Here is a 25,340-nt window from a genome sequence, read left to right as displayed (position 1 = left end):
GGCGGGAGCGGACGGGCCCCGTCCGCTCCCGCCACGGCTCCGACTTACCCTCCTATGAGCACAAATTCCTGATGGGCGGAAAACATGAGCGACCCCCTGGGCACCAAGGGCACGATGGCGTCTCGCGCCATCCGTACCGTGACCTGATGTGGGGTCCGGCCAACTTTGCCGGACGGCCACCGAGGCGTCTCGTGATGGAAGGGACCCTGCTCGGGCTGTTGGCAGCAGGCCTCATCGTGGGTGCCGCCGTCGCCGGGGTGCTCACGGGACATTCCGCCGTGGGCACCGGCATCGGAGCCGTGTCGGCGCTCGGGGTCGCGGCGTATCTCTTCTTCACCAATGCCGGCCGTGTGCTGCTGGTCGCGGTGGCGTTGCTGGCGGGACGCTGGCCTGGTGGGTGCCGGGTGTCGTGGCCGATGCCGTACTCGCCGAACGCGGCGAGAGCCGGACCGTGGTGGTGACGGAGGTCGACGTTCATCGCTACAAGGGCCGGGACTATGTCAAGAACTCGTGCTCGGTCGAATTGCCGGACGGCACGCCGGTCATGACCGAAGTCTGGCGGAGCTGCGGTCTCTCCACCGAGCCGGGCGACCGGCTCACCATGGTGTTCGATCCTCAAGGAACGATTGCCCCTACGGATCGCCTGCTGCCCGGCTCCGCAGCGGAGGCGGCCGTGCGGCCCGCGGCGGCCGCGCTGCTGCTGGCGGCGCTCTGTTGTATTGCCGTTGTCAGGTCTCAGCCATAGCCGATCTTCGTGGTACGGACCCTCCTCAATCAATCGGGATGCATTGCCCCGCGAAGGCATGGACCAGGAAGGCTGAGATCGCATGTCAGTTCCTCCGCCGCCTCCGTCGTATCCGTATCAGCCGCCCATGCCACCCCCTCCTGGGCCGGGCAGCCGTGGAGTCCGATGCCGCCGCCGGTTCCGTCGGCGCTGAACCCGTTCGCGGTTACCGCACTGGTGACGTCGTTGCTGTGCCTCGCTCCGCTGGGGCTGATATTCGGGATTGTCGCGCTGGTGCAGATTTCCAGGAAGGGGCAGCGGGGGCAGGGTCTTGCGATTGCCGGGGTCTCTGTTTCCGGTGCGGTTCTTCTTCTTGTGGGTATTGCTGTCGCGGTGGTCGACTTCAGGGTCTGGACGCCGCCTGCCCGGAGTGAGAGTGGCGAGGTCGCGGGGCGGGGCTGGACCACGGTCTCCTCGATCGAGGTTGGTGACTGTTTCACCCCGGGTGCGTGGCTGCCGGACGGGGACGCGCCGCCGCTGCTGGGTGATGCGAGCGTGGAAGTGGTCCCGTGCGAGGAGTCGCATCGCGGAGAGGCGTATGCCGTTTTCACCCTCTCCGGGCAGGGAGGATTCCCGGGCCGCGAGGAGGTCACGGCGATCGCGTGGTCGCGGTGCGCGAAGCTCTTCCTCGACTACTCGATGGATCCGGTGGCCTTTGGGCCTCTGCAGACCTACTACTTTCACCCCGGCCAGCAGGACTGGGATGCCGGGCGGCGTAGTGTGCTGTGCTGGGTGGCTCGTCCGGGCGAGGCCGAACTCGACACTTCCGTACGGCAGGACGCATCCAATCTGGACGCCACGCAACTGGCCTTTCTCTCAGCACTGAAGCCGCTGAACACGGCAGGTGTACTCCGCCCGGTGAAAAGCCCCCCAGCAGGACCTCGCCTCCGCCACGGCCTGGGCCGGCCGGATGGCCCAGGCGCAGGCCGAGACCGTCCGGCTGCTCAAGGACACCGAGCCGGCCGGGGCGGAGCGGCCGACCGGGCAGCTCGTGGCGGAGCTCGAAGCGGGACTGCCGTTCTGGCGGCAGGCGGCCGAGGCGTCCGACGCGGACACCTTCTTCGAGCACCTGCGCTCCGTGGACCAGCACAACGGGGACAAGCACGCCCGTGAGATCCGCGGTCTGCTGGGCCTTCCCCTGCCCCCCTCCGCAGCGGGTGGGACGCCCCAGGGCGCGGACGCTCCGGCAGACGTCTGACACGGCAGCCGCAGGTTGTGGATTCACCTGGCGCCCGATGGGAGCGCGATGGTGCCCGTGAACACACCTTGGGTGCGCTCTGTCACGTCCTGGCTGTAGCGCATGCTCTGCCCGCCGTAGGGGATGAGGAACGTGCAGCGGAAGCGGTGGGACTTGATGCGGTACGTGGTGGAGTCGAGGGTGAGTACCTCCTCGACGCGCTCGACGGTGATCTCGCTCTCGGGCGCCGTGACGCCGGCCGCGCGCAACTGCTCAAGCGTCGGGGTGAGTTCGTCCACCGCCTTCTCGACGACACCCCGGTCCTGTACGGCGGGCAGGGCGGCCGAGGCCGTCGTCACCCGCAGTTCGACCTGGCCGGCCGACTTGACGACCGAGACCCCGTCGCCCGGCTCCTCCCGGGCATAGCCCTCGAACGCGGCGAGCGCGGCGACCGGGTCCTCCAGCACGTTCGCGATCTCCGGGTCCGACACAGGGCCGCTCTCCCACCGCGCCCCGGCTCCGCCCTTCCTGACGTGGCCCGTTCCGTCGACGACGTAGACCTCTTCCGGCGTGGCGACGCCCTTGGCGTTGATGGTCCCCGTGGAGTGGAGAGCCATGGGCTCCTGTGTCCGCCGCACCGTGGCCGTGTAGGTGGCGGTGCTCCGGCTGCCCTGTGATGTCAGGCCTTCGCTCCCCTTCACGGCGAACGTCCAGCCCTTCTGCCCGGACATCGCCTCCCTCGCCCGGGCCAGGAACTCCTCGGGCGTCTGTGGTTCGGTGGGCGTCTGTGGCCCGGTGGACTTTCGTGGTTCGGCGGGTGCCGCCGACTCGCTCACGGTGCCGTTGTCCTCCGAACAACCCGCCAGTGAGAGGGAGAGGAGGGCAAAGGCGGGAACCGCCAGCCTGGCCATGGCGGAACGGGGTCTCACGGGCGTACTCCTTCAAGATCGGGAGGCGCCCGGTTGTACCGGAGACGAGACCTTCGATGCCAACGCACGGACAAGCGGGACAAAGGCCGTCGGTCACCGCCTGTCCGCGGCGGCTGGGGCTCAGGCGGGGAGTCCCCCGCCCTTCACCGTGGTGACGAACGACGACCACGCCCCGGCCTCGAAGACGAGCGCGGGGCCGTCGGGGGCCTTGCTGTCACGGACGGGGACGACGGCGGGGAGGTTGTCGGCGACCTCGACGCACTCGCCGCCGTCCGGATTGCTGTACGAACTCTTCCGCCAGGCGGCGCCGGTCAGGAAGTCGTCGGAGATCTCGACGCAGTTGCCGCCGTCCGGATTGCTGTAGCTGCTCTTGCACCACGTCACGTCGGTCAGGTCGATGGTTCGCACGGCACTTCCTCCAACATCCGCAGGATGAGTTTCCGCGACTCGGCCGGGTTCAGCGCCTGGTCGCGCATCGCATCGTACGTATGTTGCAGCCGCTCAACCGAGGCACTTTCTTCGATCAGTTCGCCGCGGTGCGCGTTCTCCGTGTACGCCACCGTAGTGCCGTCCAGCAGCCGCAGGAACATCACCGCAGTGCTCACCAACCCATACAGGCCGGAACTCTGCGGCAGTACCTGAAGTGTGATGTTCGGGCGCTCCGACACCTCCAGCAGGTGCTCCAGCTGTTCCCGCCATGCCCCCGCGTCACGCAGAGGGGTGCGCAGCACGGCCTCGGCCAGGAGGGCGCGGAACGGCGGCGCGTCCTCCCCCTCCAGCAGCTTTCGCCGCCCTGTGCGCGCCTCTACCTGCTGGTCCAGCTCCTTGCCCTTGGCGCCGCCGAGTGCGAGTACTTCGTACGCGTACGCATCCGTCTGGAGCAGGCCCGGCAGGATGCTCACCCCGAAGTGCCACAGGTTCACCGCCTCGCTCTCCAGCAGCATGTACCGCCGGTACTGCTCCTTGAACTGCGTAGGATCTGCCACCGCCAGCTCCCACAACGCCAGCAGCAACCCCGGCGTCCCGTAATGCTGGTCCAGCGCCTCGGCGACCTCGGGGCTGCCCAGCGTCGCCCCGCTCTCCAGCCTCCCGAGCAGCGACGGGTCCCAGCCCACCGCCTTGGCCAGGTCCCGCAGGCTCTCGCCCCTGGTCGTCCGCAGTAACCGAACCTCCTCCGCGTACCGTCGGCGGGGTTCCTGGCTGCGTCCCGTGATCACCCTTCGAGGCGGCATCGAGCTCCTCCGTCGTCCGTGGAAGAAGGCCGTGGCAGGTATGGAAGTAAGCCGTGGGGCAGCGAAGGAAGCTCCTCCCCGGCGTTCCGGCCCCGCTCCCCGGCCGTCTTTGTAGTGCCCGGAACACGCAGAGTAATCCAGGCAGTTCACCCCGCACAGGAAACAGGGGAAACAAGGGCAACGGCGGAAGGAGCGGAAGGAGCGGAGCCCATGACGACGGAGCGCCAGACGGCGGTCGACAGGGTCGGACACGTACCGCGGTCTGGTGCGTCGGCGCGCGCGAGGCGAAAAGGTTGTACATCCGCAGCGAGTTTCCGGTGAGTGAATCGTCACGTTCGGGACCTGTGATGTTCCTGAGAAGACATCCGCTGGGTCAGTGGGAGGGGCGGAAGGAGCCTTCCCGTTGGGCGAGCGAAGGGGTCGGGTCCCATGAGCAGCGCGGACGAACGTGAGCCGCGAGCGGGGGAGATGCGGTCGTGCGCGGCGGCCTTCGTCAGCCGTGTCACCGCCCGCAACCGGCTGCCGCTGGACTACTCCGTGGCCAGTTTGCGCGTGGTCGACTTCCTGATCGAGGGGCTGCGCAAGGGCGGGGTCGAGCGGGAGCGGGTGCGGGAGACGCTGTTCGGACTGGGTGCGTACGTCGGTGAGGTGCTCGTGCGCCGCGCGGGGGCGGTGTGGGCGGACCTCGATGCCGAGCAGCGTGAGTATTTCGGCCGGCCGGTCGGGGTGCGCATGCCGGACGGGCGGGTCTGGAGTCCGCTGGGCAAGGTCGACAACGGGTTCGGCATCGGCGGGCCCGGCGAGTCGCTGCAGACCTTCTGCCTGACGCTGCACGGGCGGGCTCGGCGGGTAGCGGTATGAGAGCCGTCAGCATCCCGTACGGCGGGCAGAACATCCGCTACTGCCGGTCAGCCAGTCAAGTCAGCCAGCCAGTCGTTTCGCAGTAAGCCAGCAAGCAGGCAAGCCAGTCAGGAGCACAGCGTGCACGTTTTCTCCCGCCAGGTTCTGGCCGCCACCGCCGTCGTCGGCGTTCTGGCGGTGACGTCCGCCTGCGGTGGGCAGGACGACGGTCAGGGCTCGGCCTCGGACTCGGTCGACGTGTCGCGGACGGCCGACGCGGAGCCCTCCGACGCCGGTGACTCCGCCTCCCCGAGCCCCTCCGCTTCCAAGTCCGCGAGCCCTTCCGCCTCCGCCTCCAAGTCGGCTTCCGCTTCCGCCTCGACTTCGGCTCCGGTCGCTGCGCAGAGCACGGGCGGGTCGGGCCGGTCGTCGGGCGGCTCGGAGACCGGCTCTGGTTCCGGGACCGGCGCCGGGGCTGGCTCCGGTTCCGGTTCTGGTTCCGGAGGCGAGAACGCCGCCCCGGCGCCCGCCGCCCCCGACTTCCCCGTACCGGTACAGGTCGGCGACGCCACCCAGCTGATCACCGTGGAGTCGAGCGGCTCGTACGCCACCGTGACCGCCTGGGCCAAGGGCTCCTCGGGCTGGAAGGCGCAGTTCAGCACGGGCGCGGGGCGGGTCGGCTCCAACGGGGTGGTGGACGGGGCGACGCGGCGGCAGAGCACGTACACCACGCCCGGTGGCACCTACACCATCACCGAGGGGTTCGGCCACGAGTCCGGCGGCACGTCGATGCCGTACCACGTGGTCACCGATGACGACTGGTGGGTGCAGGACCCCGAATCGAAGTTCTACAACCAGATGCACGGCGAGACGGGCGCGGACTTCCCGCTCACCGAGTCCGGTGACCGCGGCAGCGAGCACCTCATCAACTACCCCACCCAGTACGCCAAGGCGCTCGTCATCGACTTCAACCGCTGGCCCGCCGAACCCGGGCGCGGCGCGGGCATCTTCCTCCACGTCAACGGGAACGGGGCCACGGCGGGCTGCGTCTCCGTGCCCCGGGCGACCATGGACCGGATCATGGGCTGGATCCAGCCGTCCGCCCACCCGAGGATCGCCATCGACTGAGCCGGGCGGGGTGGCCTGATGCGGCCGACGGTATTCGGTCACCCCCGAAGAGGCGCGGGCACGCCTTCTTCGGGGGTGACCGATGATCTTCCGCAAGAGGGCGAGAAACAGGTCGCGGACCTCTTGACCGGACTCTGGGACGGGCTCCGGCGCGCGCCGGAAGTAGGCAGCGCACATGACCGCCGCGCGCGCGAGCCGCAGCTCATCGGCCGGTGCCAGGCTGGACGCGTTCAGGGCTTGGACGATTGCTTCCCGTAGTGGACGGGACGCGGCCGCGTCCACTATGCGGGAGGCGCAGTCATGCTCGGCGGGACTCGGGCGCCATCCGCCTCTGTCCAGCGCCGCAGCACCCCCAAGCCGTCCCAGATCTTCGACCGTGACGTGACCTCTGCCCGGCTCAGCCGATGGCGATCCTCGGGTGGGCGGACGGCTCGATCCAGCCCATGATCCAGCCCATGATCCGGTCCATGGTCGCCCGGGGCACGGAGACGCAGCCCGCCGTGGCCCCGTTCCCGTTGACGTGGAGGAAGATGCCCGCGCCGCGCCCGGGTTCGGCGGGCCAGCAGTTGAAGTCGGCTTCGGGGTACGCGAACCAGCCCCGCGGGGACCGAGCCGACAGACGTACATCAGAGGCACAACTGCCGCCACGAACTCGTCCACCCGGCGAACGGGCCCTCATTCATGAGAGGGAGGGGCACCCTTTGCTCCCACTTGTCCGCACGTTGGCGTCGAAGGTCTCACCTCCGGTACAACCAGGCGCCTCCCGATCTTGAAGGAGTACGCGCGTGAGACCTCGTACGGCCGTTGCCGTGCTGGCGGCCCTCCCCCTCTCACTGGCCGGATGCGCCGAGAACGACGGCGCCGGAAGCGAGCCGACGGCTACCGGAAAGCCGGCGGCATCGCCCTCCAAGGCCGCAGAGCCGCGGACGCCCGAGGAGTTCCTGGCCCGGGCGAGGGAGGCGATGTCCGGGCAGAAGGGCTGGACGTTCGCCGTGAAGGGGAGCGAGGGCCTGACGTCGCAGGGCCAGGAGAGCACCGCCACGTACACGGCCACGGTGGACCGAACGCAGGACCCCATGGCCCTGCACTCCACTGGGACCACCCACGCCAAGGGCGTCGCCACGCCGGAAGAGGTCTACGTCGTCGACGGAACCGGCTACGTCAGGAAGGGCGGAACGGAGGCGCAGTGGAAGAGCGGCCCTCTGACGGACCCGGACATCGCCAACGTCGTGGAGGACCCGGTCACCGCACTCGACACGTTCCAGAACTACGCCCAGGAGAAGCCGGCCGACGGGATCTCGGTACGGAAGTCGACCGGCGAGGTCGCCCTGAAGGTGAGCGTGTCCTCGGCGAAACTCCCCGCGGTACAGGCCGGGGGCGTCATCGAGAAGGCCCTGCGTGAACTGACCCCGACCCTCGACCAGTTGCGCGCGGCGGGAATCACGGCGCCGGAGAACGCTCTCACCGTGGAGCGGGCCGAGGAGGAACTGGTCCTCGACCCCACCACGTACCGCATCGTGTCCCACCGCTTCCGCTGCACCTTCCTCATCCCGTACGGCGGCGAGAGCATGCGCTACAGCCAGGAGGTGACGGAGCGGACTCAAGGAGTGTTCACGGAAGTCATCAAGCTTCCTTCAGGCGTCGGCTGAGCCGCCCGGCTATGGCACGGCAGGCACGGACTCTCCGGTGATCACTGAGCGTAGAGAACTCCATGATCACTCAGGCCCGTGCCTGTCTCGTGTCCAGCCCCACCATTCGCCGGTCGGTCTTACAGCTGCCGTGTCAGCGTGCCCGCTGAAGTCCGTGACCAACTCGCCGCCGTGGTTGGTGCGGGCGTACCTGGCGATCGGGCTGTTGCAGTGTCCCTGGAGGACGTAATCACGGGACACGATACGAATCAGGCCCAGCGTCATGAAGGCACGACAGCCCCCCCGGACACGCTCCCTGCCCCTCTGCCACCGTACTTCAGCCGGGCGACGGCCTGCCGGGGAACCGGACTTCCCCCACCGCAGAAGGCGGAAGCAACATCCCGATAACCGACCGCACTCTTACGGAAGAATGCCCGAGCCCGAATTGCGTAGTCTCGGAAAGCCCCAGTCGACCGAAACGAAAGAGGACATGCAATGAATCGGGGATTCAAGCAGGCGTTCCGGGCTGCCGTCGTGACGGGAATGGCATCGGCCGCCACCGTGGGACTGTTCGCGCCGACCGCGAGCGCCGCCTCCGAGAACACCTGGATCATGGACAGGAGTCGCAATAACCTGTGCATGACCGGCAAGTCCGGAGGCGCCGTGGCGAGGGAGAACTGCCGCTTCGGTGACAGGTCGCAACTGTGGGACCGGACGGGCTCCCGGATCAAGCGAGCCTACTCGAACCAGTGCCTCGACAGCAACGCCGCCGGCCACGTCTACTGGCTGGAATGCAACGGCGGCAACTACCAGAACTGGGACTATCAGAGGGCCGTCGACGGGTGGGTCTTCGTCCAGAACCGGCAGACCCGTAGGTACCTCGTCCTCAACGGGTCCGGGTACATGACCCTTCCCCAACAGCTCCCGAACTCACCCTTCAGGTTCCACGGCGGCGAGTAGTCGTCCCGCAGGGAGCCGGTAGACCCTGAGGGTCGTGGGTTCCGGACCGCTTCAAGCGGTCCGGAACCTTTTTCTTTGCCACTTCGGCGGGCTGCGTCTCCGCAATATCCCGACAGATGTCTGCACTATTTCGACGGAACTCCGTACTGAAACTTCGTATTGTCACTGCCGTACCACGGAAGGCCCGCAATCGGGCTGTTCGCAAACTCACCTTCTCTTCCAGGAGTCGAAGTGCATCGTCTTGCGAAAACTCTCAGTGGAATACGCGGAATACGTGGAACACGAGGAACGAAAGGCATGAAGCGCGGTACCCGTCGCTCTCTGACAGCCGGCGTCCTCTCCGTCGTCGCCTTCACCGCTGCCGTGCTGGGCGCCACACCCGCCGCCGCGTGGGCCCCGGGCACCCAGCACTGGGGCGACGCCACCTGGTACAACCCGAGCGCCGGGATCGGGGCGTGCGGTTGGCGCAACGGCGACAACGAGATGGTGGCGGCGGTCTCCCCGCAGGTGTACGGCAGCTACCCCAACCCGAACAACTCCCCCGTGTGCGGCAGGAAGATGGTGGTCTTCAGCGACGCCGGCGCGAGCTGGTCGAAGCCGGTCATCGTCGTGACGGTCGTGGACAAGTGCGCGGGCTGTGCGCCGAACGACGTGGACCTCAGCCCCGCCGCGTTCCAGAAGCTGCGCGGTCTGGACGTCGGCCGGTTCCGCACCACGTGGATCGAAGCTGAGTGACCCTTCTGATCGGTTCCCTCGACAGGCCCGGCCGGGTGCCCCCGGCCGGGCCTGTCCCGTCGTTCACCGCTGTCCGCGCCGCAGCCGCCGGTACTCCGTGGGCGTGTGGCCGACCTGCTTGCGGAACACCGCGGTGAAGTGACTGGCCGTACTGAACCCGCACAACAGGCCGATCCTGCCCACCGGCTCATCACCCGCTTCCAGTAACCGGCGCGCGGTCTCGATCCGCAGTCCGGTGAGGAACTGATGGGGCGTCTGCCCGGTCGTCGCGGAGAACAGGCGCAGGAAGTGGAACCGGCTCAGCGCGACCTCCCGCGCCAGGTCGGCCAGGCCGATGCGGTCGGCGAGGTGGGCACGCATGTACGCGGTGACCGTGTCCATCTGCCGGGGGCCGAGTGCGCCGGACCGGGCGGGTCTGCTGTGCAGGGGCGCGAGGAGGTGCGCCACCAGGTACTCCGCGGCGGACTCGGCGTAGAGCTGCCCGGCTCCGGCGTCCTGGGCCCGGATCAACGTGGCGGCCATGGAGGTGATCAGCGGGTCCGGTCCGGCCACCCTCTCCAGCGACCCGAGGCCGGCGCCCCGGCCGTCGGGCTCCTCGGCCATATGACGCCCGAAGACCTCCATCGGCAGGAGGATGTGCACCGCTTCCATGGGGCCCGGTCCGAGGAGTCGACCACGCACCACCGCCCGCAGCCCGGGAGGGATCTGGCAGGCATCGCCGGGGGCGCACAGAGCCGAACGCCACGGACCGTCACCGATGTGCGCGTCGAACCGCGCCGCACCCCGCAGATGCGCGACAATCCGGAACCGGTCCGAGGGCGGCTGATTCCGTTCGACCACCTCCGGCGTCACCATCCGGCGTTCGACGCTCAGCGCCCGCCACGGGGCCGGGCTCTCCAACGCCGGCGGGAGCGCCGGGGATTCGTAGCGGGCAGTCGTCATCGCGCGCACCTCCCGGGGATCGTTCAAGGGGCGACACGACGGTATGGGGCATTCCGGATGCCGAGTTGCCCGTCCGCGCCAGAGGACATGCCCCACAAGGACGCCTCATTCGGCTGTGAACCCGTTCGCCCGTGTGCCCGTCTAGCTGTGGCAGAGACCCACCCAAGACATGCACAGCAGGGGAGGAGAACCCTCATGAGCGTCATGCTGTACACCGCGTCGATGCCGGTGACGTCGATGCCGGTCGCGTCGGTGGGCCACAGCGGTATGGGCCCCGACACCATCGGCCACGGACTCATGGACTTCCCGGGTCCCGCCGGCACGCCGCTCAACGGCAGCGTCACGACCCACTGGCTCGGCCCTCTGCGTGTCACCACCACCGAGGCCGGACCCCACTGGGTCCACAGGTCCGCACGCGCGAGCGTCCACCCCACGGACACGGACACGGACGACAGCGTCACGGTGCTGGTGCAGGACAGCGGCTCCGTGACGATCGACCAGAACGGCCGGCAGACACTGCTCCGGCCAGGGAGTCTCGCCTTCACCGACACCACCCGGCCCTACACCCTCACCTCCCTGGACCGCTCCCGCACCCACACCTTCCGATTACCGCCGCGACGGCTGGGGCTGGGCGAAGCCGACCTGCGACGTATCACCGAGGCACCCGTCGAGCCTGATACCGAAGCTGCCGCCCTGGTCGTCCCGTTCCTCTCCCGGCTCGCCGACCAGGTCGGCACCTACGGGCCGCACCTGGGCCCCCTGCTCGCCCGCAACGCCATCGACCTGCTGGCCACGCTCGCCGCCGAGCGCCTGGAACGCGACAGCCCTCGGACCGACACCGCCGCCACCGTGCTGCGGCTGCGCATCAAGGGCTACATCGAGGACCACCTCACCGAACCGGACCTCACGCCCCGGACGATCGCCGCCGCGCACCACGTCTCCGTACGCCATGTACACCGGCTCTTCCAGTACGAGGGCACGACCGTCGGCCGCTGGGTTCAGCACCGCCGACTGGAAGCGTGCCGCCGCACACTCAGCGGCCCCGCGCGCAACGCCCCCGCGCTGACGGCCGTCGCCCACCGCTTCGGCTTCACCAGCTACTCCCACTTCAGCCGCGCCTTCCGCGCCGCGTACGGCATGTCGCCCCGGGAGTGGCGCGCCACGACTGACCGCCACGACACGGGTCACTGACGGCCGACGTAGGGGAGGAGGCCGGTCCAGGCGGCGGGGGGAGGGGACTGAGGGAGGGGCACAGGTCAGTGGTCGCTCGGCGGCTGTATCCCTGTCCCTGCTCTACGTCGCTCTACTTCGCGATTGCCAGCAGATCCCGCTGGTCCTCCGGCAGTTCGACCTTGTCGGCGTACAGCAGCGCGTGCGACGGGTCGAAGACCAGGGCCACCTCGCCCGACAGGCCTCCGTTGCCGCTGAGGACCTGCACGACCTGGTCGCCGAGGCGGAGCGCAGGTCCTGTACGTGTGTCCGTAACTGCTCGATGTCGGCTGCCATGCCCCGGACGGTAGGTGCTGCCCGCCCCCACTCCGCAACCCCACCGTCACCCGACCATTGCCCGGTCAAGCCCATGTGACTAGCCTGTGTTCGTCATGCCGATCGACTGTTGAAATTTCGAACACAGTCACCACAGATATCAAGGGAGGGGGCCGGTCGTGGGACGCCTTGTACCTGCCGTGACCCGGGCTCTCGACATACTGGAGCTCTTCCTGGACGGGGACGGCACGCTGTCGGCCCCCGACATCGTGCGCAAGCTGCAGCTGCCGCGCACGACCGTGCACGAGCTGGTCACCACGCTCGCGGCGCGGTCGTACATCGTCCAGGTGCCGGGACAGCCGGGACGCTACCGGCTCGGCGTACGGCCGTACCAGCTCGGCAGCCGGTACGCCGAGCAGCTGGACCTGGCCGCCGAGGGCCAGCAGGTCGCACGGTCCGTGGCCGAGACGTGCGACGAGACGGTGCACGTGGCGCTCCTGGAGGGCACCGACGTCATCTACATCGCCAAGGTGGACTCCACGCACGCCGTGCGCATGGTGTCGGCCGCCGGCCGCCGCCTCCCGGCCCACTGCACGTCCGTCGGCAAGATGCTCCTCGCCTCCCTCCCCGACGCCGAGCTCACCGCCCGTATCCCGGACAACGCGGCTCTGGTCGCCATGACGCCCAACAGCATCACCGACCCGGCCGCCCTGCGCGAGACCCTCGCCGGAATCCGGCAGCGCGGCATCGCCGTGGAGAACCGTGAGTCCAACCCGGACGTCTCGTGCGTGGCCGCCCCCGTACGCGACCGCACGGGGCAGGTCGTCGCCGCGCTCTCCATCTCCGTTCCGATGATCCGCTGGAGCGAGGAGCGCCGTGCCGAGCTGGAGCAGCTCGCGGCCAAGGGCGCGGCGGAGCTCTCCGAGCGGCTCGGCCACCGGAGTGTGGCATGACGGGCCGGACTCACGCGTACGAGATCGCCGTACGCGAGCACGCGACCCTCGGCGAGGGCCCCACCTGGGACGCCGACGCCCAGCGGCTGATCTGGATCGACATCCTCGGCTCCCGCGTCCACACCTACGACCCCGCCTCCGGCCGCCGCACGGTCATGACCACCGAGCAGCACGTCGGAGCCGTCAAGCCCCGCGCGGGCGGCGGGCTCGTCCTCAACCTGCGTGACGGTGTGGGGCTGCGTGACCCCGACGGCGGTTTCCGGTGGCTGCACCACGACCCCGTCCCCGGCCGCCGCGCCAACGACGCCGCCGTCGCCCCCGACGGTTCCCTCTGGGCGGGCACCATGCGCTACGACGAGGCCCCGGGCGGCGGCACGCTCTCCCGCGTCACCGGCGACGGCACCGTCCGTACGGTCCTCGACGACGTGGCCGTCAGCAACGGCACCGGGTGGAGCCCCGACGGACGGCTCATGTATTACATCGACTCGCCGACCCGCCGTATCGACGTCTTCGACCGCGACGGCGAACAGGTCTCCGGCCGACGGCAGTTCGCCGTGATCGAGGACGGCGCCGGCTTCCCCGACGGCCTCACCGTGGACGCCGACGGCTGTGTCTGGGTCGCCCTCTGGGACGGCGGCGCCGTCCGCCGCTACACCCCGAACGGCACCCTGGACCGGGTGATCCCCCTCCCCGTCCCCCGCCCCACCGCCTGCGCCTTCGGCGGCCCCGACCTGACCGACCTCTACATCACCACCGCCCGCACGGGCCTCGACGCCCCGCCCCCGCTCTCCGGGTCACTCCTCGTCGTACCGGGTGCAGGGAAGGGGCTGCCCCAGCCCGCGTTCGCGGGGTAACTCGCGGGACAAGCGCCCGACAGAGGGTGTGGGCCCAGCTCGTGGCGGGTGTGGCCCACACGGGCATCGCCGGACACTGACTGCCGAAAGGCCGAACACTGACTGCGGAAAGGCCGGACGCTGACTGCGGATAGGCCGGACACTGACTGCGGAAAGGAAAACATGCGCACCGCCCGCTTCACCCTCGACCCCGCCTTCACCGTCGGCCAGGTCGACCCCCGGCTCTTCGGCTCCTTCGTCGAGCACCTCGGCCGCTGCGTCTACACCGGCGTCTTCGAGCCCGGCCACCCCTCGGCCGACGAGGCGGGCCTGCGCACCGATGTGCTGGACCTCGTCAGGGAGCTGGGCGTCACCGCCGTCCGCTATCCCGGCGGCAACTTCGTCTCCGGCTACAAGTGGGAGGACTCGGTCGGCCCGGCCGAGGACCGCCCCCGCCGCCTCGACCTCGCCTGGCGCTCGACGGAGACGAACCGCTTCGGGCTCAGCGAGTACATCGCCTTCCTCCGCAAGATCGGCCCGCAGGCCGAGCCCATGATGGCGATCAACCTCGGCACGCGGGGAGTCGCCGAGGCCCTGGAACTCCAGGAGTACGCCAACCACCCCTCGGGGACCGCGCTGTCCGAGCAGCGCATCGCCCACGGCGACAAGGACCCCTTCGGCATCAGGCTCTGGTGCCTCGGCAACGAGCTGGACGGCCCCTGGCAGACCGGTCACAAGACGGCCGAGGAGTACGGGCGCCTCGCCGCCGAGACCGCCCGCGCGATGCGCCAGATCGACCCGTCCGTGGAACTGGTCGCCTGCGGCTCGTCGAGCCAGTCGATGCCCACCTTCGCCGAATGGGAGGCGACGGTGCTGGCGGAGACGTACGACCTGGTCGACTACATCTCCCTGCACGCCTACTACGAGCCGCACGACGGCGACGTCGACTCCTTCCTCGCCTCCGCCGTCGACATGGAGTCCTTCATCGAGAACGTCGTCGCCACCTGCGACCACGTGGGCGCGCGGCTCAAGTCGAAGAAGAAGATCAACCTCTCCTTCGACGAGTGGAACGTCTGGTACCTGTCCCGGTGGGAGGAGCACGCCAGGAACGCCGACCCGATGGAATGGCCCGAGGCGCCACGCCTGCTGGAGGACAACTACAGCGTGCTCGACGCGGTCGTCTTCGGCTCGCTCCTGATCGCGCTGCTGCGCCACGCCGACCGCGTGACCGTCGCGTGTCTCGCCCAGCTCGTCAACGTCATCGCGCCGATCATGACCGAGCCCGGCGGCCCGGCCTGGCGGCAGACGACGTTCTTCCCCTTCGCACAGGCGTCCCGGTACGGGCGAGGGCAGGTCCTCGACGTACGGGTCGACTCACCGACGTACGCGACGCGGAAGTACGGCGAGGCCGACCTGCTGCACGCCACGGCCGTCCGTGCGGACGACGGCTCTGTCACGGTGTTCGCGGTCAACCGCAGCCGCGCGGAGTCGCTGCCGCTCGAAGTCGCCCTGAACGGCCTGAACTTGACGTCCGTCGTCGACCACAGCGCCCTCTCCGACCCCGACCCGGACGCCCGCAACACCCTCACCGACGCCGACCGGGTCGCCCCGCACGCGGTCGAGGGCACCACCCTCCAGGACGGCACCCTCAGCGCCGTCCTGGAACCCCTCTCCTGGAACATGATCCGCCTCACGATCTGAAGTGGAAGGCTCTCGGCTCTCGCCTCACTCGTGGGCGGCCACGCTCTGCGATGCCACGCTCTGCGATGCCGCGGTCGCGTGTACGCGTACCGCCTCGATGTCGGCGGGGCGGCGCAGGGTGAGGGAGAGGGGCTCGATGTTCTGGAGGAGGTCGGCGGGGTGGGAGGCGGGGTGGGAGGAAGGGGCGCGGTCGGAGGCGGGGGACCGCCGCCGGGAGGCGATGGCGGCCTGGACGGTCACGGCTGTGGCCAGCGCGTGGGCCCGGTCGGGCTGGTGGCCGAGGGCGAGGGCGGCGTCGTACGAGCGTCGCCGCAGGTCCTCGTCGAAGTGGCGGGACAACTGGAGCAGGACGTCGCGGATGAAGGTCTCGCGGCGCGTGAGGCGGAGCTCCGGCGTGGCCCGCAGCGCGAAGGGGATGGCGGCGGTGTCGGTGACCGTACGGAGCAGCGCGTACAGCGGCCGCAGGCGCCAGTGCACGAGCCGGACGCGCCAGCCGCCGCGCAGATACTGACCGGCGTGCGGAAGGACGAAGCCCACCGCGATCAGGATCGCGGAGACGGCGGCGACCGGCGGCGCGAGGTCCGTGCTCAGCCAGTCGAGGTCGCGGCCCGTCCACCGCGCCACGACCGCCGTGGCCTTCGCGGCGTCGTACACCAGGTTCAACGCGTAGCCCGCCCCCAGGGACTTCAGCCCCCAGCGCAGCAACGGGTCGAGCCCGCCGGCGCGGACCCAGTTCCGGATCAGCCAGTACGTGATCAGACACGCCCCGGTGTGGGCGAGGAGGTAGAGGACGATCGCCTCGCGCATGAAGGGGGTGGTGGCGTAGTACGTGTCCAGGTCCCGGGGCCGTTCGACCGGAGTGTCCGCCAGCGCGAACAGCACCCACAGGGCGACGATCACGCAGCTGTAGACGGACACCACACATCTCACGGCACGACGGGTCGACTCCGAACGGTCCGATGGGCCGTTGCGCCAGGCGGCGATCAGCAGCAGACAGGACGCGCAGAACGCGGTGATCAGCGAGTACACCAGCGGCGCCGCGACATTCGGTGCGCCGGTGACCCGGTTCAGCCACGCGATCGCCGTCGGGGTCGCCGAGGCGAACACGGCCCAGGCGAGCAGCAGCAGTCCGCCGACCGCCCGCAGCAGGGGCTCCCGCCAGAGCTTGACGATGCTGGGCAGCTTGATGACCAGGGCCGCGGTCAGGACGGCCGTCGGGATCCAGAACGAGATGTAGAGGTCGTCGAGGACGTCGGCGGGGTTCAGTGTCGCCAAGTTCATCCGCTGGCTCACCCCGTGGCTCACTCCCTGGCTCACCCCGTGGCTCACTCCCTGGCTCGCCCCCTGGCTCACTCCCTGGTGCGCTGCTCGGCTCATCTCCGGGGGCCGCTCCTGGGACCGCTCTGAGGGCCGCTTTGAGTGCCGCATTGAGGGGCGGCGCTGTGGGGGCCGCGCTGGGGATGCCGGTAGCCGAGGGAGACCTGGATGGCCCGGCCGACCGGGTCCGTGGAGGCCCGCGTGTCCGAACCGTCCAGCCACGTACGGAAGTTGGCGGCGAGTCGGTGCCCGAAGTCCTCGGCCTGACGCTCCTCGGCCTCGTGGGAGCCGTTACGGGCGGCCACGGTCAGCGCGAGCTCCCGCCAGCCGGGCTGGTCGGCCAGCGCACGGGCGGCCGCGGCGGCGCCGGTCATGTGGCGGTGGCAGTGCCCGGCGTGCAGATGCCACAACTCATGGCCCAGTATGACGAGTTGCTGCACCGCCTCGGCGCGCTCCTCGACGATCACCAGGTCGAAGTCCTGGAACTCCAGCCAGAGTCCTGTCACTTCGATCTCGTCCGGAAACCGCTCGAAGCGCAGGTCGATACGGCGTCCACCGCGCCGCGCGCTCATCTCCTCGCACAGCATCCGGCACAACTCTCGTGCGTCGACCGGTTCGTCGCCGTCGCCGTCGCCCACCCGCGCTCGCAGGGCGGCGGTGAGAGCCGCTGCCAGATCGCGTAGCTCGGAGCCGCTTCGGGAGCGGGCGGCGCGGGAACGGGAGATGGACAGGTGGGGGATGGACAGGTGAGGGATGGGCAGGCGGGAGGCGGACAGGGCGGCGACGAATGTGGCCACCGCCCGTCGAACGCTGTTCGATACGCCGGTCGGGCCAGACTTGCGCCGGTGCGTGATCCTCACCGTTCCGCCGCCTCCTCGTCGCTCCCTTCGGCGCCCTGGAGGACAGGGTGGAGTTCCCGGTTCAGGGCGGTGGGAGCGGGATCGGTGAAGCAGAGGATTCCCTCCTCGATGCCGAAGAACTCCGTGAGCCCGGTGAGATCCGCCACGTTGGGCACGTTCCGGCCGAGAGCCGTTCTTCTCGACGGGGCCTGTACGTCGAGGAGTTCACACCGGACGAGCCCGGCTTCGGTGATACGCGCGTCCCGGCGCGCGACTGTCTCGGGGAGAGCAAGCACGGGCCCGACAGTACGTCTTCGGGGCTGCCCGTACCACGAGTGTCCAACGCTCGTTCGCCGTTCACCGAACGATCGTTGGCTGGATCTCATCGGGAGGGGGCGGTCGGGCTCGGCCGGCCTCGCCTGACCAGAGCACGACACGCCGACCCGTCGACGGGCGTCGAACGCGCCGGAGGTACGTCGGAGGTGCGTCGGAGGTGCATCGGTTCAACGCCAACGGGGGCTCCCCGGGGTGGTCTCTGGTGCGGGTGCGGTCATTGCGCGCGGCGGGACGGCCGACAATGGTCATATGAGGATCTCGGCGCGGGCGGATTACGCGGTACGGGCGGCACTGGAGCTCGCCGTACGACAGGAGGAGGGATCGGTGAAGGCCGAGGTCATCGCCATGACGCAGGACATCCCGCACAAGTTTCTGGAGGGCATCCTGGGTGACCTCCGGCGCGGCGGGCTCGTCACCAGCCGACGCGGCGGCAGCGGCGGCTACCGGCTCGCCCGGCCCGCGGACACGATCACCGTCGCCGACATCATCCGTACGGTAGACGGCCCCATCGTCTCCGTCCGCGGCGAACGCCCCACCGGCCTGACCTACACCGGCTCCGCCGAACCCCTCCTCCCCCTGTGGATCGCCCTGCGCGCCAACGTCCGCAAGATCCTGGAGGGCGTCACCCTCGCCGACATCGCCGCGGACGCCCTGCCCGTACCCGTACGGGAGCTGGCGGCGGAGCCCACGGCCTGGGAGAACCCGTGAGCCGCCGCCCCTGTTTTCGGCGGGGTTGACCGTGACGTGACCGTTGGATCCGCCCGCTTCTTGGCCAGTGTCGTGCTTCCGCGAGCCGAGTAAAGGGCGCTCCACTCCGCTCCACTCCGCTGCGCTGCGTTCCGCGTCGGCTGCGCCGATCGGCCTCCGGCCGACCCTTGACTCGGCTCGCTCCAGCACGGGTTGGAAGCGAGCGGGCGGCCGGGGGAGGGGTGGGCGGCTCGGGTCGGTTTGCGGTGGGGGGTGGGGTGCGTGGTGGGCCGGGGGTGGCGGGCGCAGTTGCCTCTCGCCTGCACGCCGGGATGGTTTGGCGGCTTGCGGGTGGTGGGGTGGTGGGGGTGGCGCGGTTGCGTCTCGCCTGCACGCCGGGATGGTTTGGCGGCTTGCGGGTGGTGGGGTGGTGGGGGTGGCGCGGTTGCGTCTCGCCTGCACGCCGGGTCGGTTCAGCGGCTACCGGCCGGTGGGGGCGAGGAGCGCGGGGCTAGGGGCTAGGGGCGAGGGGCGCGGCAGCCGGGCCGGGCACGTCGGGACGGCTCGGCGCCGCAGGGACGAGCCTCACCCGTCACACCAGCCTCACTGATCGCCCCTCGGGGGGTAATTGGCAGGTTTGAGTTACGCCCTTGACTCCTGGCCTGTGTTTTTCTGGCGCAGGGTGAGCCGAACCTTCCAATTGCTGCCGCGCGGCCCTTGCCTGCGGGGTTCATGGCTCCGCAGGTCGGTCAGGTCGGCCCGGGTGCTGAGCGGAGCCGTGTGGTGCGCATGGCTGTGCCACCCGGCGGGACGCCATCGCTGGGGCGGCTCGGTGGCTGTGAGGGGAGTGGGTGGTGGGGCGTGCCGCCTCTGTTCGGGCTCGGGTGGGGAGGTATTGGCTGGGGATTGCCCTGGCCGGTTGGGGCGAGGGCGCCTACGATGCGAGCGCACCCGGCCTTCACAGGTGTTTCACAGTTCCACCATGGGCTGGTGCATGTGTACGCATGGGCTTGGCATGAGCATGGCAGGATGCTTGTGGCGTGTTCATGGTGATCACCCCCCACTGTCACGGCGGTACGCATCCGCATCCGTACCGTCGCGGCACCGATGCGATGGAAGGGAGAACCATGGCTGGTGGGCTGCTTCTGGGCAGCGCGATCGCCGCGCTGTTCGCCACCGCGGTACCCGCGCAGGGCCCGGGCTCGGGGTTCGACGACCCGCCCCCGGACAAGATCGTCATCAGAGTCGCCACAGTGAACGGCTCGGGCTGCCCGCAGGGCACGGCGGCGGTGGCCGTCTCGCCGGACAACACCGCCTTCACGGTCACCTACAGCGACTACCTCGCCCAGGCCGGCGGCAACGCCGACCCCACGGCGTTCCGCAAGAACTGTCAGCTCAACCTGGTCGTCCACGTCCCGCAGGGCTTCACGTACGCCATCGCCAGCGCCGACTACCGGGGCTACGCCATGCTCCAGCCCGGCGCGAGCGCCATCCAGAGAGCCTCGTACTACTTCCAGGGCTCTTCGAGCACGGAGTTCAGAACCCACCCCTTCAACGGCCCGTACAACGACAACTGGCAGGCCACCGACAGCACCGAATGGGCCCAACTGGTGTGGGCGCCCTGTGGAGTTCAGCGCAACTTCAACATCAACACGGAGCTGCGGGTGAACGCGGGCACATCGGCGCCCGGGAGCACCAGCTTCATGACGATGGACTCGACCGACGGTGACATCAGCACGATCTATCACATGGCGTGGAAGGAGTGCCCGGCCTCCTGACCCGTGATCCCGTCGGCCCCGGCCCGCTCAGTGCACCCGCATCGCCAGAGTGACCGCCGACCCCGTCGTGTTCGCCGCGATGGCGAGGCGGTCGGTGACCAGGCGGGCCAGCCAGAGACCGCGGCCGGGGCGGGCGGTGTCGAGGCCGGGGAGGACGGGGATGGCGGGGGTGAAGCCGGGGCCGTTGTCGGTGATCCGGCACTCCAGTTCGTCGGCGAGGCGGCGCAGCTCCAAGTGGCCCTGGCCACCGGCGTGTTCGACCGCGTTGGCGGCGACCTCGCTGACGGCGAGGATGAACTCGCCCAGCCGCACTCCGGTCAGCCCTTCCGCCGCCGCCGTGTCCTCGACCAGGGGCCGGAGCCGGACGAGGCTCGCGCCGGTGAAGTGCCGCTTCAGCAGCACCCTTCGGGGGGTACCCGGTTCATGGGAGGCGTCGGCGAAGAAGCCGCCGCCGGGAACCTTCAGCATCCTTCAGCTCACCTCGATGAGGCCACGCAGCCGCATGCGCTCACGCTAACCAGGTTCGGCGTATCCACACTCGGGCGACCGGATGGGCGTACTTCCTGACCTGACTTGTACGCAGACGATCGTGGAGTGACTCATTCCGGGCGACAATCATCGATTGATCGCCGATGGTGATCCGGCGCTCACTTCGCCGCCTCCGCGATCGAGGCGAGCACCGCCTCGGGATCTCCCTTCGGGGTGACCGCCTCGCCGATCCGCGCGCGGACGGCCGCCGCGACCTTGGACCAGTTGGTCTCGGAGAGCGGGTACAGCTGGAGGTTCCGCAGGGTGTCCAGGCCGTCCCACAGGGCACGCTGCTTCTTGTCGGCGCGCATCGCGTCGGCGGCCGACACGGTCACCGGCAGCAGCTGGTACAGGGACGCCTGCTCGGTCACGTACTTGTCGTCGTACAGGAAGTCGAGGAACTCCCCGATCTCCTCGCGGTGGCCGCCCTGTTTGAAGGCGATGACCCAGTCGGCGGTGCCCATGGCCGGTACCTTCCTGCCGGTGCGGCTGGGCAGCGGCACGGTGCCGTACGGCACGGCGAGGGACGAATCGCCGATCTGCCGGATCAGGGAGAGCGGGGCGTTGACCATGCCCGCCTCGCCCTCGACGAAGGCCTGGAGCGCGGCACTCCGGTTCAGCTTGCCCGGCGCGACCGGACCGGTGAGGCCCTCGCCGACGAGGTTCGACTTCAGCCATTTCAGGGTCGCGGTGTTGGCGTTGGACTCGATGTCGTAGTTGTTCGATATGCCGGTGTAGCCGCCCTCTCCGGACAGCAGCCACATCAGCGTCTCGGCCTCGGCCTCCTCGGGGCCGAGCGGCACGGCGATCGGGTACGTCACGCCCTGCGCCTTCAACACCCTTGCCGCGGCGACGAGTTCGTTCAAGGTGGTCGGGGGTTCCAGTTCCGCCTGAGTGAAGAGGTCCTTGTTGTAGAACAGCAGCCGGGTGCTCGCGGTGAACGGCAGCCCGTACTGGTCCGCCCCCACCCGCCCCGCCTGGGCGAGGCTCGGCACGAACGAGGCCTGGACCGGGATCGACAGCAGTTCGTCCGCGCTGTAGAGCAGGTCGTCCGCCGCGTATTCGGCGAAGCTGTCGGTCTGCACGATGTCCGGCGCCCTGCCCTGCTTCACCAGCTCGGCGACCTTCTGCTGGACAGTGCCCGCCGAGTACACCTCGACGTTCACGTCGATGTCCGGGTACTCGGTGCGGAAGGCGAGGGAGACGCGGTCCCAGTAGCCCTGGGAGTTCTTGTGCTTGCTGTCGCCGTAGTTGGTCGCGACGACGGTGAGGGCGGTCCTCCCCGCCCCCGTCCCCTCACCGCAGCCGGACAGGCCGACCGTGAGTCCCAGCGCGGCCGCGGCCGCCACCATGATCCGGGTCCCGTGCCGCAGGGTCCTCACCCACTTTCAGCCGGCCATGACACGCGTAGACGAAGCGTCGCCTTGATCGTAGGCATCGTAGGCGTGGGGCGGGTGGGGCCACAGCGCCTCGTGGGTTGCCATTGCGTTCCAGATGTGTGACGGGAGTGTCCTGAAGTGACGTGGAGGTGACAGGAGTTGGGGGGCGGGACGTTGGGAGTTCTCCGGCTGCACCGTCCGTGTGGGCCGGGGGCTGGGGTTACACCGCCCCCGCCGTCGGCCAGCCCACCGGCTCCGGCTGGTCCACCGGCTGCGTGCGGCCCCGGACCTGGGCTGCGGTCAGGCCCTGGGCGGCGCCCATCGCGCGGCGGTTCGCGGCGGCCGCGAGGCCGGGCATGCCGGTCTGGGCCGCGGGCTGCAGTCCGGCCGCAGCCGGGGAGGCTCCGGGCATGGGCGCGGGCGAGGGCATGGGGGTGGGGGCGGGGACAGGGGCGGGCGCCGGCGGCATGGGAGCCGGGGCCGGCATGGCGGCAGCGGGCGCCGGCATGGGGGTGGGTGCCGGGAACGGGGCCGGGGTCGGGAACGGGGCCGGGGTCGGTACCGCCGCCGGGAACGGGGCGGGGGTCGGTGTGGGCGCGGGTGCCGGGGCCAGGCCCGGCATCCCCCGCCCCTGTGACTGCATGGCCTGGGCGGCCAGGCCATGCATACCCGCTCCGTTGGTCTCGCTCACCAGCCGGTCCACGGCCGCCGTACCCGAGCTGTAGCTGGTCCCTGTGCCCAGCTCCGGTACGGCGGCTCCCCTCCTGGACCCGTAGAGCACCGACTCCAGGCCTGACACCAGGCGACGCACGTCGACCTCGGGCCGGACCACGAGTCGCAGGAAGCGACTGGACGAGCCGATCTTGTTGCCGCACTCGCGGACGAGGATGCGGTGCTCGGTGAGCAGCCGGTCCCGGACCACGGTTCCCTCGGCGCCCACGGGGAGGCGCACGAAGAGGAAGTTGCCCTGCGACGGATAGACCGTCAGGCCGGGCAGGTTGGAGAGCTGGCGGGCCATGTCCAGCCGGTCGCGGCGGACCAGGTGCAGGCTCTCCATGTACTCGGCGCCGTGCTCCTTGAGCATGAACACCACGTGCTCCGCGAAGGAGTTGAGGTTCCACTTCGGGAGCATGGACCTGACCTTGCCTGCGAGCGCCGGGTTGGCCACCAGGTAGCCGAAGCGGATGCCGTGCAGGCCGAAGTTCTTGCCGAGGCTGCGCAGCACGATGACGTTGGGCCGCATCACCGCGTCCTCGACGACGCTCGGCTCGGACTCGGCGTCGGCGAACTCCAGGAACGACTCGTCGATGACGACCAGGTCCAGGTCGGCCATCGCGTCCATGAACTGCACGAGCGCGTGCCGGTGCAGAAAGCCGCCGTCGGGGTTGTTCGGGTTGCAGATGACGGCGACCCTGGTGCCCCGGGCACGGATGAACTCGGCGTACTGCGCGAGGTCCAGGGCGAAGCCGCTCGACTCCTGGAGCGGGAACATGTCGACCCGCTTGCCGGTCTCCATCGGCTGGTCGGTCCAGCGGCCGAAGGTGGGGACGGGGACGGCGAGGGACTCACGGACCAGCAAGTGGTCGATCCAGGTGATGAGTTCGGTCGAGCCATTGCCCATCGCCACGCACTGCGGCGGCAGTTGGAGCAGATTGCACAGCTCGGACGTGATCGTGTCGGCGCTGCTCGGGTAGTACGTGATGATGTCGCGCAACCGGCCGGCCATCTGCTCGAACATGGCCGGCGTGGGGAAGTACGGGTTGCACGGGATACAGAAGTCGACCGGCCCCACACCATCGCTCTCACGTGTCAGCGCAGCCATCGAGGGGCTGTGCGCCGCCGTGCTGCGGAACAGCGAGGTGACGTTGTCGGCCATGGAACCTCCGTATGGGGCGGGCCCCGTTGGGGAAGATGGGCCCAGTCTTTGGGTGGCCCGCGCGGGGGAGCGCGGGCCGCCCTTACATACGGAGGCGGGGGGAACCCCGTTCAGTAGATGTGACAGAAGTATGAATTCATGTCATGGTCACGCGCTGAACGAGTGCACCGTCGTCGACCGGTACGTCTGCCCTGGTCGCAGCACCGTCGACGGGAGCGACGGCTGGTTCGGCGAGTCCGGGAAGCGCTGTGTCTCCAGACACAGTGCGTCGCCCTGCCGGTAGACCCTTCCGCTCGGGCCGACGAGGGTGCCGTCCAGGAAGTTGCCGGAGTAGAACTGCAGGCCCGGCTCGGTGGTGGCCATCCTCAGCGTACGGCCGGAGGAGGGGTCCTTGAGCGTCGCGATCCACTCGGGTCCGGCGCTGATCCCTTTGTCGAGCACCCAGTTGTGGTCGAAGCCCTTGGCGTACAGCAGCTGCTGGTCGGTCTCGCGGATGCCCTCGCCGACAGTCTTCGTCCGGCGGAAGTCGAAGGGCGTGCCCGCGACCTCGGTCGGCCCGCCGGTGGGGATCAGGCCCGGGTCGACGGGGGTGTAGCGGGAGGCGGCGATCTTCAGCTCGTGGTTCTCGATCGTGCCGCTGCCCTCGCCGGCCAGGTTCCAGTAGACGTGGCTGGTGAGGTTGACGACCGTGGCCCTGTCGGTGGTGGCCTCGTAGTCGATGCGCCAGTCGCCGTGCTCGGTGAGCGTGTACGTGACCTTCGTCTTCAGCGTGCCGGGGTAGCCCATCTCGCCGTCGACGCTCGTGTTGTACAGGTACAGGCCGACGTCGGAGCCCTTGGTGAACGGCTCGATGTCCCACACGGCCTTGTCGAAGCCCTTGGTCCCGCCGTGCAGGCTGTTCTCGCCGTCGTTGACGGACAGTTGGTACGTCGTGCCGTCGAGCGTGAAGCGGCCGTTGCCGATGCGGTTGCCGTACCGGCCGATCAGGGCGCCGAAGTACGGGCTGGAGGAGACGTAGTCCTCGATGTTGTCGAAGCCCAGGGAGACGTTCGTGTGCCGGCCCCTGCGGTCCGGGACCTCCAGCGACTGCACGATCCCGCCGTACGACAGCACCTTCATCCGCGTGCCGCCGTTCACCAGCGACCAGCTGTGAATCTCGGTGCCGTCGGCAAGCTTGCCAAAGAGCGACTTCACCGGCCTCCCCTTTTTTTTGTGGCTCGGTTCGCCTCCGGGGCGCCGCCGTATCGATATGCGCCTACCGGCGCGTGGCGGT

26 protein-coding genes and 2 pseudogenes are annotated in these 25,340 nt (G+C 69.6%); 15 read left to right on the top strand and 13 right to left on the bottom strand.

Going from position 1 to position 25,340, the window contains the following annotated elements:
- Positions 1 to 194 precede the first annotated feature (194 nt).
- The 4 genes and pseudogenes from ACWD3C_RS40065 (at position 195) to ACWD3C_RS40050 (ending at position 1,982) form a co-directional block, all read left to right on the top strand.
- A complete protein-coding gene (locus tag ACWD3C_RS40065) occupies positions 195 to 461 on the top strand; it encodes a hypothetical protein (RefSeq protein ID WP_451152188.1) in 267 nt (88 codons plus the stop codon).
- Positions 452 to 745 (top strand): hypothetical protein, encoded by a 294-nt coding sequence (locus ACWD3C_RS40060; RefSeq protein WP_451152186.1) that lies wholly within the window; start codon positions 452 to 454, stop codon positions 743 to 745. The genes ACWD3C_RS40065 and ACWD3C_RS40060 overlap by 10 nt, the downstream gene beginning before the upstream one ends.
- Positions 746 to 910: 165 nt before the next feature.
- Positions 911 to 1,516: pseudogene (locus ACWD3C_RS40055) on the top strand (DUF4190 domain-containing protein); the annotation flags it as partial.
- Positions 1,517 to 1,694: 178 nt separating this feature from the next.
- The gene (locus ACWD3C_RS40050) at positions 1,695 to 1,982 is read left to right on the top strand and encodes a hypothetical protein (protein ID WP_451152194.1); all 288 of its coding nucleotides are present in this window, start codon (positions 1,695 to 1,697) and stop codon (positions 1,980 to 1,982) included.
- 23 nt (positions 1,983 to 2,005) lie between these two features.
- On the opposite strand, the gene ACWD3C_RS40045 is transcribed toward ACWD3C_RS40050, so the two are convergent.
- The 3 genes from ACWD3C_RS40045 to ACWD3C_RS40035 all read right to left on the bottom strand — a co-directional run bounded on the left by ACWD3C_RS40045 (position 2,006) and on the right by ACWD3C_RS40035 (position 4,122).
- Entirely contained in the window at positions 2,006 to 2,890 is an 885-nt protein-coding gene (locus ACWD3C_RS40045) for a hypothetical protein (RefSeq protein WP_451152184.1), read from the bottom strand.
- Positions 2,891 to 3,010: 120 nt separating this feature from the next.
- On the bottom strand, positions 3,011 to 3,298 hold the full coding sequence (locus tag ACWD3C_RS40040; protein WP_451152182.1) for a DUF397 domain-containing protein: 288 nt from the start codon (positions 3,296 to 3,298) through the stop codon (positions 3,011 to 3,013).
- Positions 3,280 to 4,122 (bottom strand): helix-turn-helix domain-containing protein, encoded by an 843-nt coding sequence (locus ACWD3C_RS40035; protein WP_451152180.1) that lies wholly within the window; start codon positions 4,120 to 4,122, stop codon positions 3,280 to 3,282. Before ACWD3C_RS40035 ends, ACWD3C_RS40040 begins: the two co-directional genes overlap by 19 nt.
- Positions 4,123 to 4,551: 429 nt before the next feature.
- Between ACWD3C_RS40035 and ACWD3C_RS40030 the strand changes: the two genes are divergently transcribed.
- Both ACWD3C_RS40030 and ACWD3C_RS40025 read left to right on the top strand, forming a co-directional pair.
- Positions 4,552 to 4,983, top strand: coding sequence for a hypothetical protein (locus tag ACWD3C_RS40030; RefSeq protein WP_451152178.1), 432 nt, complete (start codon positions 4,552 to 4,554; stop codon positions 4,981 to 4,983).
- Positions 4,984 to 5,103: 120 nt separating this feature from the next.
- The gene (locus ACWD3C_RS40025) at positions 5,104 to 6,090 is read left to right on the top strand and encodes a L,D-transpeptidase family protein (RefSeq protein WP_451152176.1); all 987 of its coding nucleotides are present in this window, start codon (positions 5,104 to 5,106) and stop codon (positions 6,088 to 6,090) included.
- A 397-nt stretch (positions 6,091 to 6,487) separates the two neighbouring features.
- On the opposite strand, the pseudogene ACWD3C_RS40020 reads toward ACWD3C_RS40025, so the two are convergent.
- Positions 6,488 to 6,664 (bottom strand): annotated as a pseudogene (locus ACWD3C_RS40020) (L,D-transpeptidase family protein); the annotation flags it as partial.
- A gap of 211 nt (positions 6,665 to 6,875) precedes the next feature.
- Between ACWD3C_RS40020 and ACWD3C_RS40015 the strand changes: the two are divergent.
- The 3 genes from ACWD3C_RS40015 (at position 6,876) to ACWD3C_RS40005 (ending at position 9,413) form a co-directional block, all read left to right on the top strand.
- The gene (locus ACWD3C_RS40015) at positions 6,876 to 7,739 is read left to right on the top strand and encodes a DUF6612 family protein (protein WP_451152174.1); all 864 of its coding nucleotides are present in this window, start codon (positions 6,876 to 6,878) and stop codon (positions 7,737 to 7,739) included.
- Positions 7,740 to 8,213: 474 nt separating this feature from the next.
- Positions 8,214 to 8,678, top strand: coding sequence for an RICIN domain-containing protein (locus ACWD3C_RS40010; protein WP_451152172.1), 465 nt, complete (start codon positions 8,214 to 8,216; stop codon positions 8,676 to 8,678).
- A gap of 297 nt (positions 8,679 to 8,975) precedes the next feature.
- The gene (locus ACWD3C_RS40005; protein WP_451152170.1) at positions 8,976 to 9,413 is read left to right on the top strand and encodes an RlpA-like double-psi beta-barrel domain-containing protein; all 438 of its coding nucleotides are present in this window, start codon (positions 8,976 to 8,978) and stop codon (positions 9,411 to 9,413) included.
- A 63-nt stretch (positions 9,414 to 9,476) separates the two neighbouring features.
- On the opposite strand, the gene ACWD3C_RS40000 is transcribed toward ACWD3C_RS40005, so the two are convergent.
- Positions 9,477 to 10,355 carry a helix-turn-helix domain-containing protein gene (locus tag ACWD3C_RS40000; RefSeq protein ID WP_451152168.1) on the bottom strand — a complete coding sequence of 293 codons (879 nt, stop codon included), beginning with the start codon at positions 10,353 to 10,355 and terminating at the stop codon, positions 9,477 to 9,479.
- 195 nt (positions 10,356 to 10,550) lie between these two features.
- Here ACWD3C_RS40000 and ACWD3C_RS39995 point away from each other — a divergent pair, with 195 nt between their 5' ends.
- Positions 10,551 to 11,546, top strand: coding sequence for a helix-turn-helix domain-containing protein (locus ACWD3C_RS39995; RefSeq protein WP_451152166.1), 996 nt, complete (start codon positions 10,551 to 10,553; stop codon positions 11,544 to 11,546).
- Between the two features lie 112 nt (positions 11,547 to 11,658).
- Here ACWD3C_RS39995 and ACWD3C_RS39990 read toward each other — a convergent pair whose 3' ends face one another.
- The gene (locus ACWD3C_RS39990) at positions 11,659 to 11,793 is read right to left on the bottom strand and encodes a hypothetical protein (protein WP_451152164.1); all 135 of its coding nucleotides are present in this window, start codon (positions 11,791 to 11,793) and stop codon (positions 11,659 to 11,661) included.
- A 226-nt stretch (positions 11,794 to 12,019) separates the two neighbouring features.
- On the opposite strand from ACWD3C_RS39990, the gene ACWD3C_RS39985 reads away from it, so the two are divergent.
- The 3 genes from ACWD3C_RS39985 (at position 12,020) to arfA (ending at position 15,327) form a co-directional block, all read left to right on the top strand.
- A complete protein-coding gene (locus tag ACWD3C_RS39985; protein ID WP_451152162.1) occupies positions 12,020 to 12,793 on the top strand; it encodes an IclR family transcriptional regulator in 774 nt (257 codons plus the stop codon).
- The gene (locus ACWD3C_RS39980; protein ID WP_451152160.1) at positions 12,790 to 13,647 is read left to right on the top strand and encodes an SMP-30/gluconolactonase/LRE family protein; all 858 of its coding nucleotides are present in this window, start codon (positions 12,790 to 12,792) and stop codon (positions 13,645 to 13,647) included. The genes ACWD3C_RS39985 and ACWD3C_RS39980 overlap by 4 nt, the downstream gene beginning before the upstream one ends.
- A gap of 162 nt (positions 13,648 to 13,809) precedes the next feature.
- Positions 13,810 to 15,327, top strand: coding sequence for an arabinosylfuranosidase ArfA (gene arfA, locus ACWD3C_RS39975; protein WP_451152158.1), 1,518 nt, complete (start codon positions 13,810 to 13,812; stop codon positions 15,325 to 15,327).
- 24 nt (positions 15,328 to 15,351) lie between these two features.
- Here arfA and ACWD3C_RS39970 read toward each other — a convergent pair whose 3' ends face one another.
- From ACWD3C_RS39970 to ACWD3C_RS39960, 3 genes are all read right to left on the bottom strand, one after another.
- Positions 15,352 to 16,608, bottom strand: coding sequence for an MAB_1171c family putative transporter (locus ACWD3C_RS39970; RefSeq protein WP_451152156.1), 1,257 nt, complete (start codon positions 16,606 to 16,608; stop codon positions 15,352 to 15,354).
- Positions 16,609 to 16,700: 92 nt separating this feature from the next.
- The gene (locus tag ACWD3C_RS39965) at positions 16,701 to 17,399 is read right to left on the bottom strand and encodes a toxin-antitoxin system, toxin component family protein (protein ID WP_451152192.1); all 699 of its coding nucleotides are present in this window, start codon (positions 17,397 to 17,399) and stop codon (positions 16,701 to 16,703) included.
- 101 nt (positions 17,400 to 17,500) lie between these two features.
- Positions 17,501 to 17,779, bottom strand: coding sequence for a hypothetical protein (locus ACWD3C_RS39960; RefSeq protein WP_451152154.1), 279 nt, complete (start codon positions 17,777 to 17,779; stop codon positions 17,501 to 17,503).
- Positions 17,780 to 18,068: 289 nt separating this feature from the next.
- Here ACWD3C_RS39960 and ACWD3C_RS39955 point away from each other — a divergent pair, with 289 nt between their 5' ends.
- Positions 18,069 to 18,527 carry an RrF2 family transcriptional regulator gene (locus ACWD3C_RS39955; protein ID WP_451152152.1) on the top strand — a complete coding sequence of 153 codons (459 nt, stop codon included), beginning with the start codon at positions 18,069 to 18,071 and terminating at the stop codon, positions 18,525 to 18,527.
- Positions 18,528 to 19,633: 1,106 nt separating this feature from the next.
- Complete coding sequence (locus ACWD3C_RS39950) at positions 19,634 to 20,284, top strand: DUF4360 domain-containing protein (protein ID WP_451152150.1); 651 nt, start codon at positions 19,634 to 19,636, stop codon at positions 20,282 to 20,284.
- A gap of 27 nt (positions 20,285 to 20,311) precedes the next feature.
- Here the strand turns inward: ACWD3C_RS39950 and ACWD3C_RS39945 are convergent, their stop codons facing one another.
- The 4 genes from ACWD3C_RS39945 to ACWD3C_RS39930 form a co-directional block, all read right to left on the bottom strand.
- Positions 20,312 to 20,752, bottom strand: coding sequence for an ATP-binding protein (locus ACWD3C_RS39945; protein WP_451152148.1), 441 nt, complete (start codon positions 20,750 to 20,752; stop codon positions 20,312 to 20,314).
- 179 nt (positions 20,753 to 20,931) lie between these two features.
- On the bottom strand, positions 20,932 to 22,164 hold the full coding sequence (locus ACWD3C_RS39940; protein WP_451152146.1) for an extracellular solute-binding protein: 1,233 nt from the start codon (positions 22,162 to 22,164) through the stop codon (positions 20,932 to 20,934).
- 247 nt (positions 22,165 to 22,411) lie between these two features.
- Positions 22,412 to 24,067 carry a pyridoxal phosphate-dependent aminotransferase gene (locus ACWD3C_RS39935; protein WP_451152144.1) on the bottom strand — a complete coding sequence of 552 codons (1,656 nt, stop codon included), beginning with the start codon at positions 24,065 to 24,067 and terminating at the stop codon, positions 22,412 to 22,414.
- Between the two features lie 147 nt (positions 24,068 to 24,214).
- On the bottom strand, positions 24,215 to 25,318 hold the full coding sequence (locus ACWD3C_RS39930; protein ID WP_451152190.1) for an aldose epimerase family protein: 1,104 nt from the start codon (positions 25,316 to 25,318) through the stop codon (positions 24,215 to 24,217).
- Positions 25,319 to 25,340: the final 22 nt, after the last annotated feature.

This window comes from Streptomyces sp. NPDC002845 (assembly GCF_053591955.1).
Note: the sequence above shows the minus strand (reverse complement) of the source record. Positions and strands in the feature narration are given on the sequence as shown.

What these genes read in the sequence shown, in the direction of transcription:
- ACWD3C_RS40065 (WP_451152188.1), top strand. Translation starts at nt 195, where the DNA reads ATGGAAGGGACCCTGCTCGGGCTGTTGGCAGCAGGCCTCATCGTGGGT.
- ACWD3C_RS40050 (WP_451152194.1), top strand. Translation starts at nt 1,695, where the DNA reads ATGGCCCAGGCGCAGGCCGAGACCGTCCGGCTGCTCAAGGACACCGAG.
- ACWD3C_RS40035 (WP_451152180.1), bottom strand. Translation starts at nt 4,122, where the DNA reads ATGCCGCCTCGAAGGGTGATCACGGGACGCAGCCAGGAACCCCGCCGA.
- ACWD3C_RS40030 (WP_451152178.1), top strand. Translation starts at nt 4,552, where the DNA reads ATGAGCAGCGCGGACGAACGTGAGCCGCGAGCGGGGGAGATGCGGTCG.
- ACWD3C_RS40010 (WP_451152172.1), top strand. Translation starts at nt 8,214, where the DNA reads ATGAATCGGGGATTCAAGCAGGCGTTCCGGGCTGCCGTCGTGACGGGA.
- ACWD3C_RS40005 (WP_451152170.1), top strand. Translation starts at nt 8,976, where the DNA reads ATGAAGCGCGGTACCCGTCGCTCTCTGACAGCCGGCGTCCTCTCCGTC.
- ACWD3C_RS40000 (WP_451152168.1), bottom strand. Translation starts at nt 10,355, where the DNA reads ATGACGACTGCCCGCTACGAATCCCCGGCGCTCCCGCCGGCGTTGGAG.
- ACWD3C_RS39995 (WP_451152166.1), top strand. Translation starts at nt 10,551, where the DNA reads ATGAGCGTCATGCTGTACACCGCGTCGATGCCGGTGACGTCGATGCCG.
- ACWD3C_RS39980 (WP_451152160.1), top strand. Translation starts at nt 12,790, where the DNA reads ATGACGGGCCGGACTCACGCGTACGAGATCGCCGTACGCGAGCACGCG.
- arfA (WP_451152158.1), top strand. Translation starts at nt 13,810, where the DNA reads ATGCGCACCGCCCGCTTCACCCTCGACCCCGCCTTCACCGTCGGCCAG.
- ACWD3C_RS39970 (WP_451152156.1), bottom strand. Translation starts at nt 16,608, where the DNA reads ATGAACTTGGCGACACTGAACCCCGCCGACGTCCTCGACGACCTCTAC.
- ACWD3C_RS39955 (WP_451152152.1), top strand. Translation starts at nt 18,069, where the DNA reads ATGAGGATCTCGGCGCGGGCGGATTACGCGGTACGGGCGGCACTGGAG.
- ACWD3C_RS39950 (WP_451152150.1), top strand. Translation starts at nt 19,634, where the DNA reads ATGGCTGGTGGGCTGCTTCTGGGCAGCGCGATCGCCGCGCTGTTCGCC.
- ACWD3C_RS39945 (WP_451152148.1), bottom strand. Translation starts at nt 20,752, where the DNA reads ATGCTGAAGGTTCCCGGCGGCGGCTTCTTCGCCGACGCCTCCCATGAA.
- ACWD3C_RS39940 (WP_451152146.1), bottom strand. Translation starts at nt 22,164, where the DNA reads ATGGTGGCGGCCGCGGCCGCGCTGGGACTCACGGTCGGCCTGTCCGGC.
- ACWD3C_RS39935 (WP_451152144.1), bottom strand. Translation starts at nt 24,067, where the DNA reads ATGGCCGACAACGTCACCTCGCTGTTCCGCAGCACGGCGGCGCACAGC.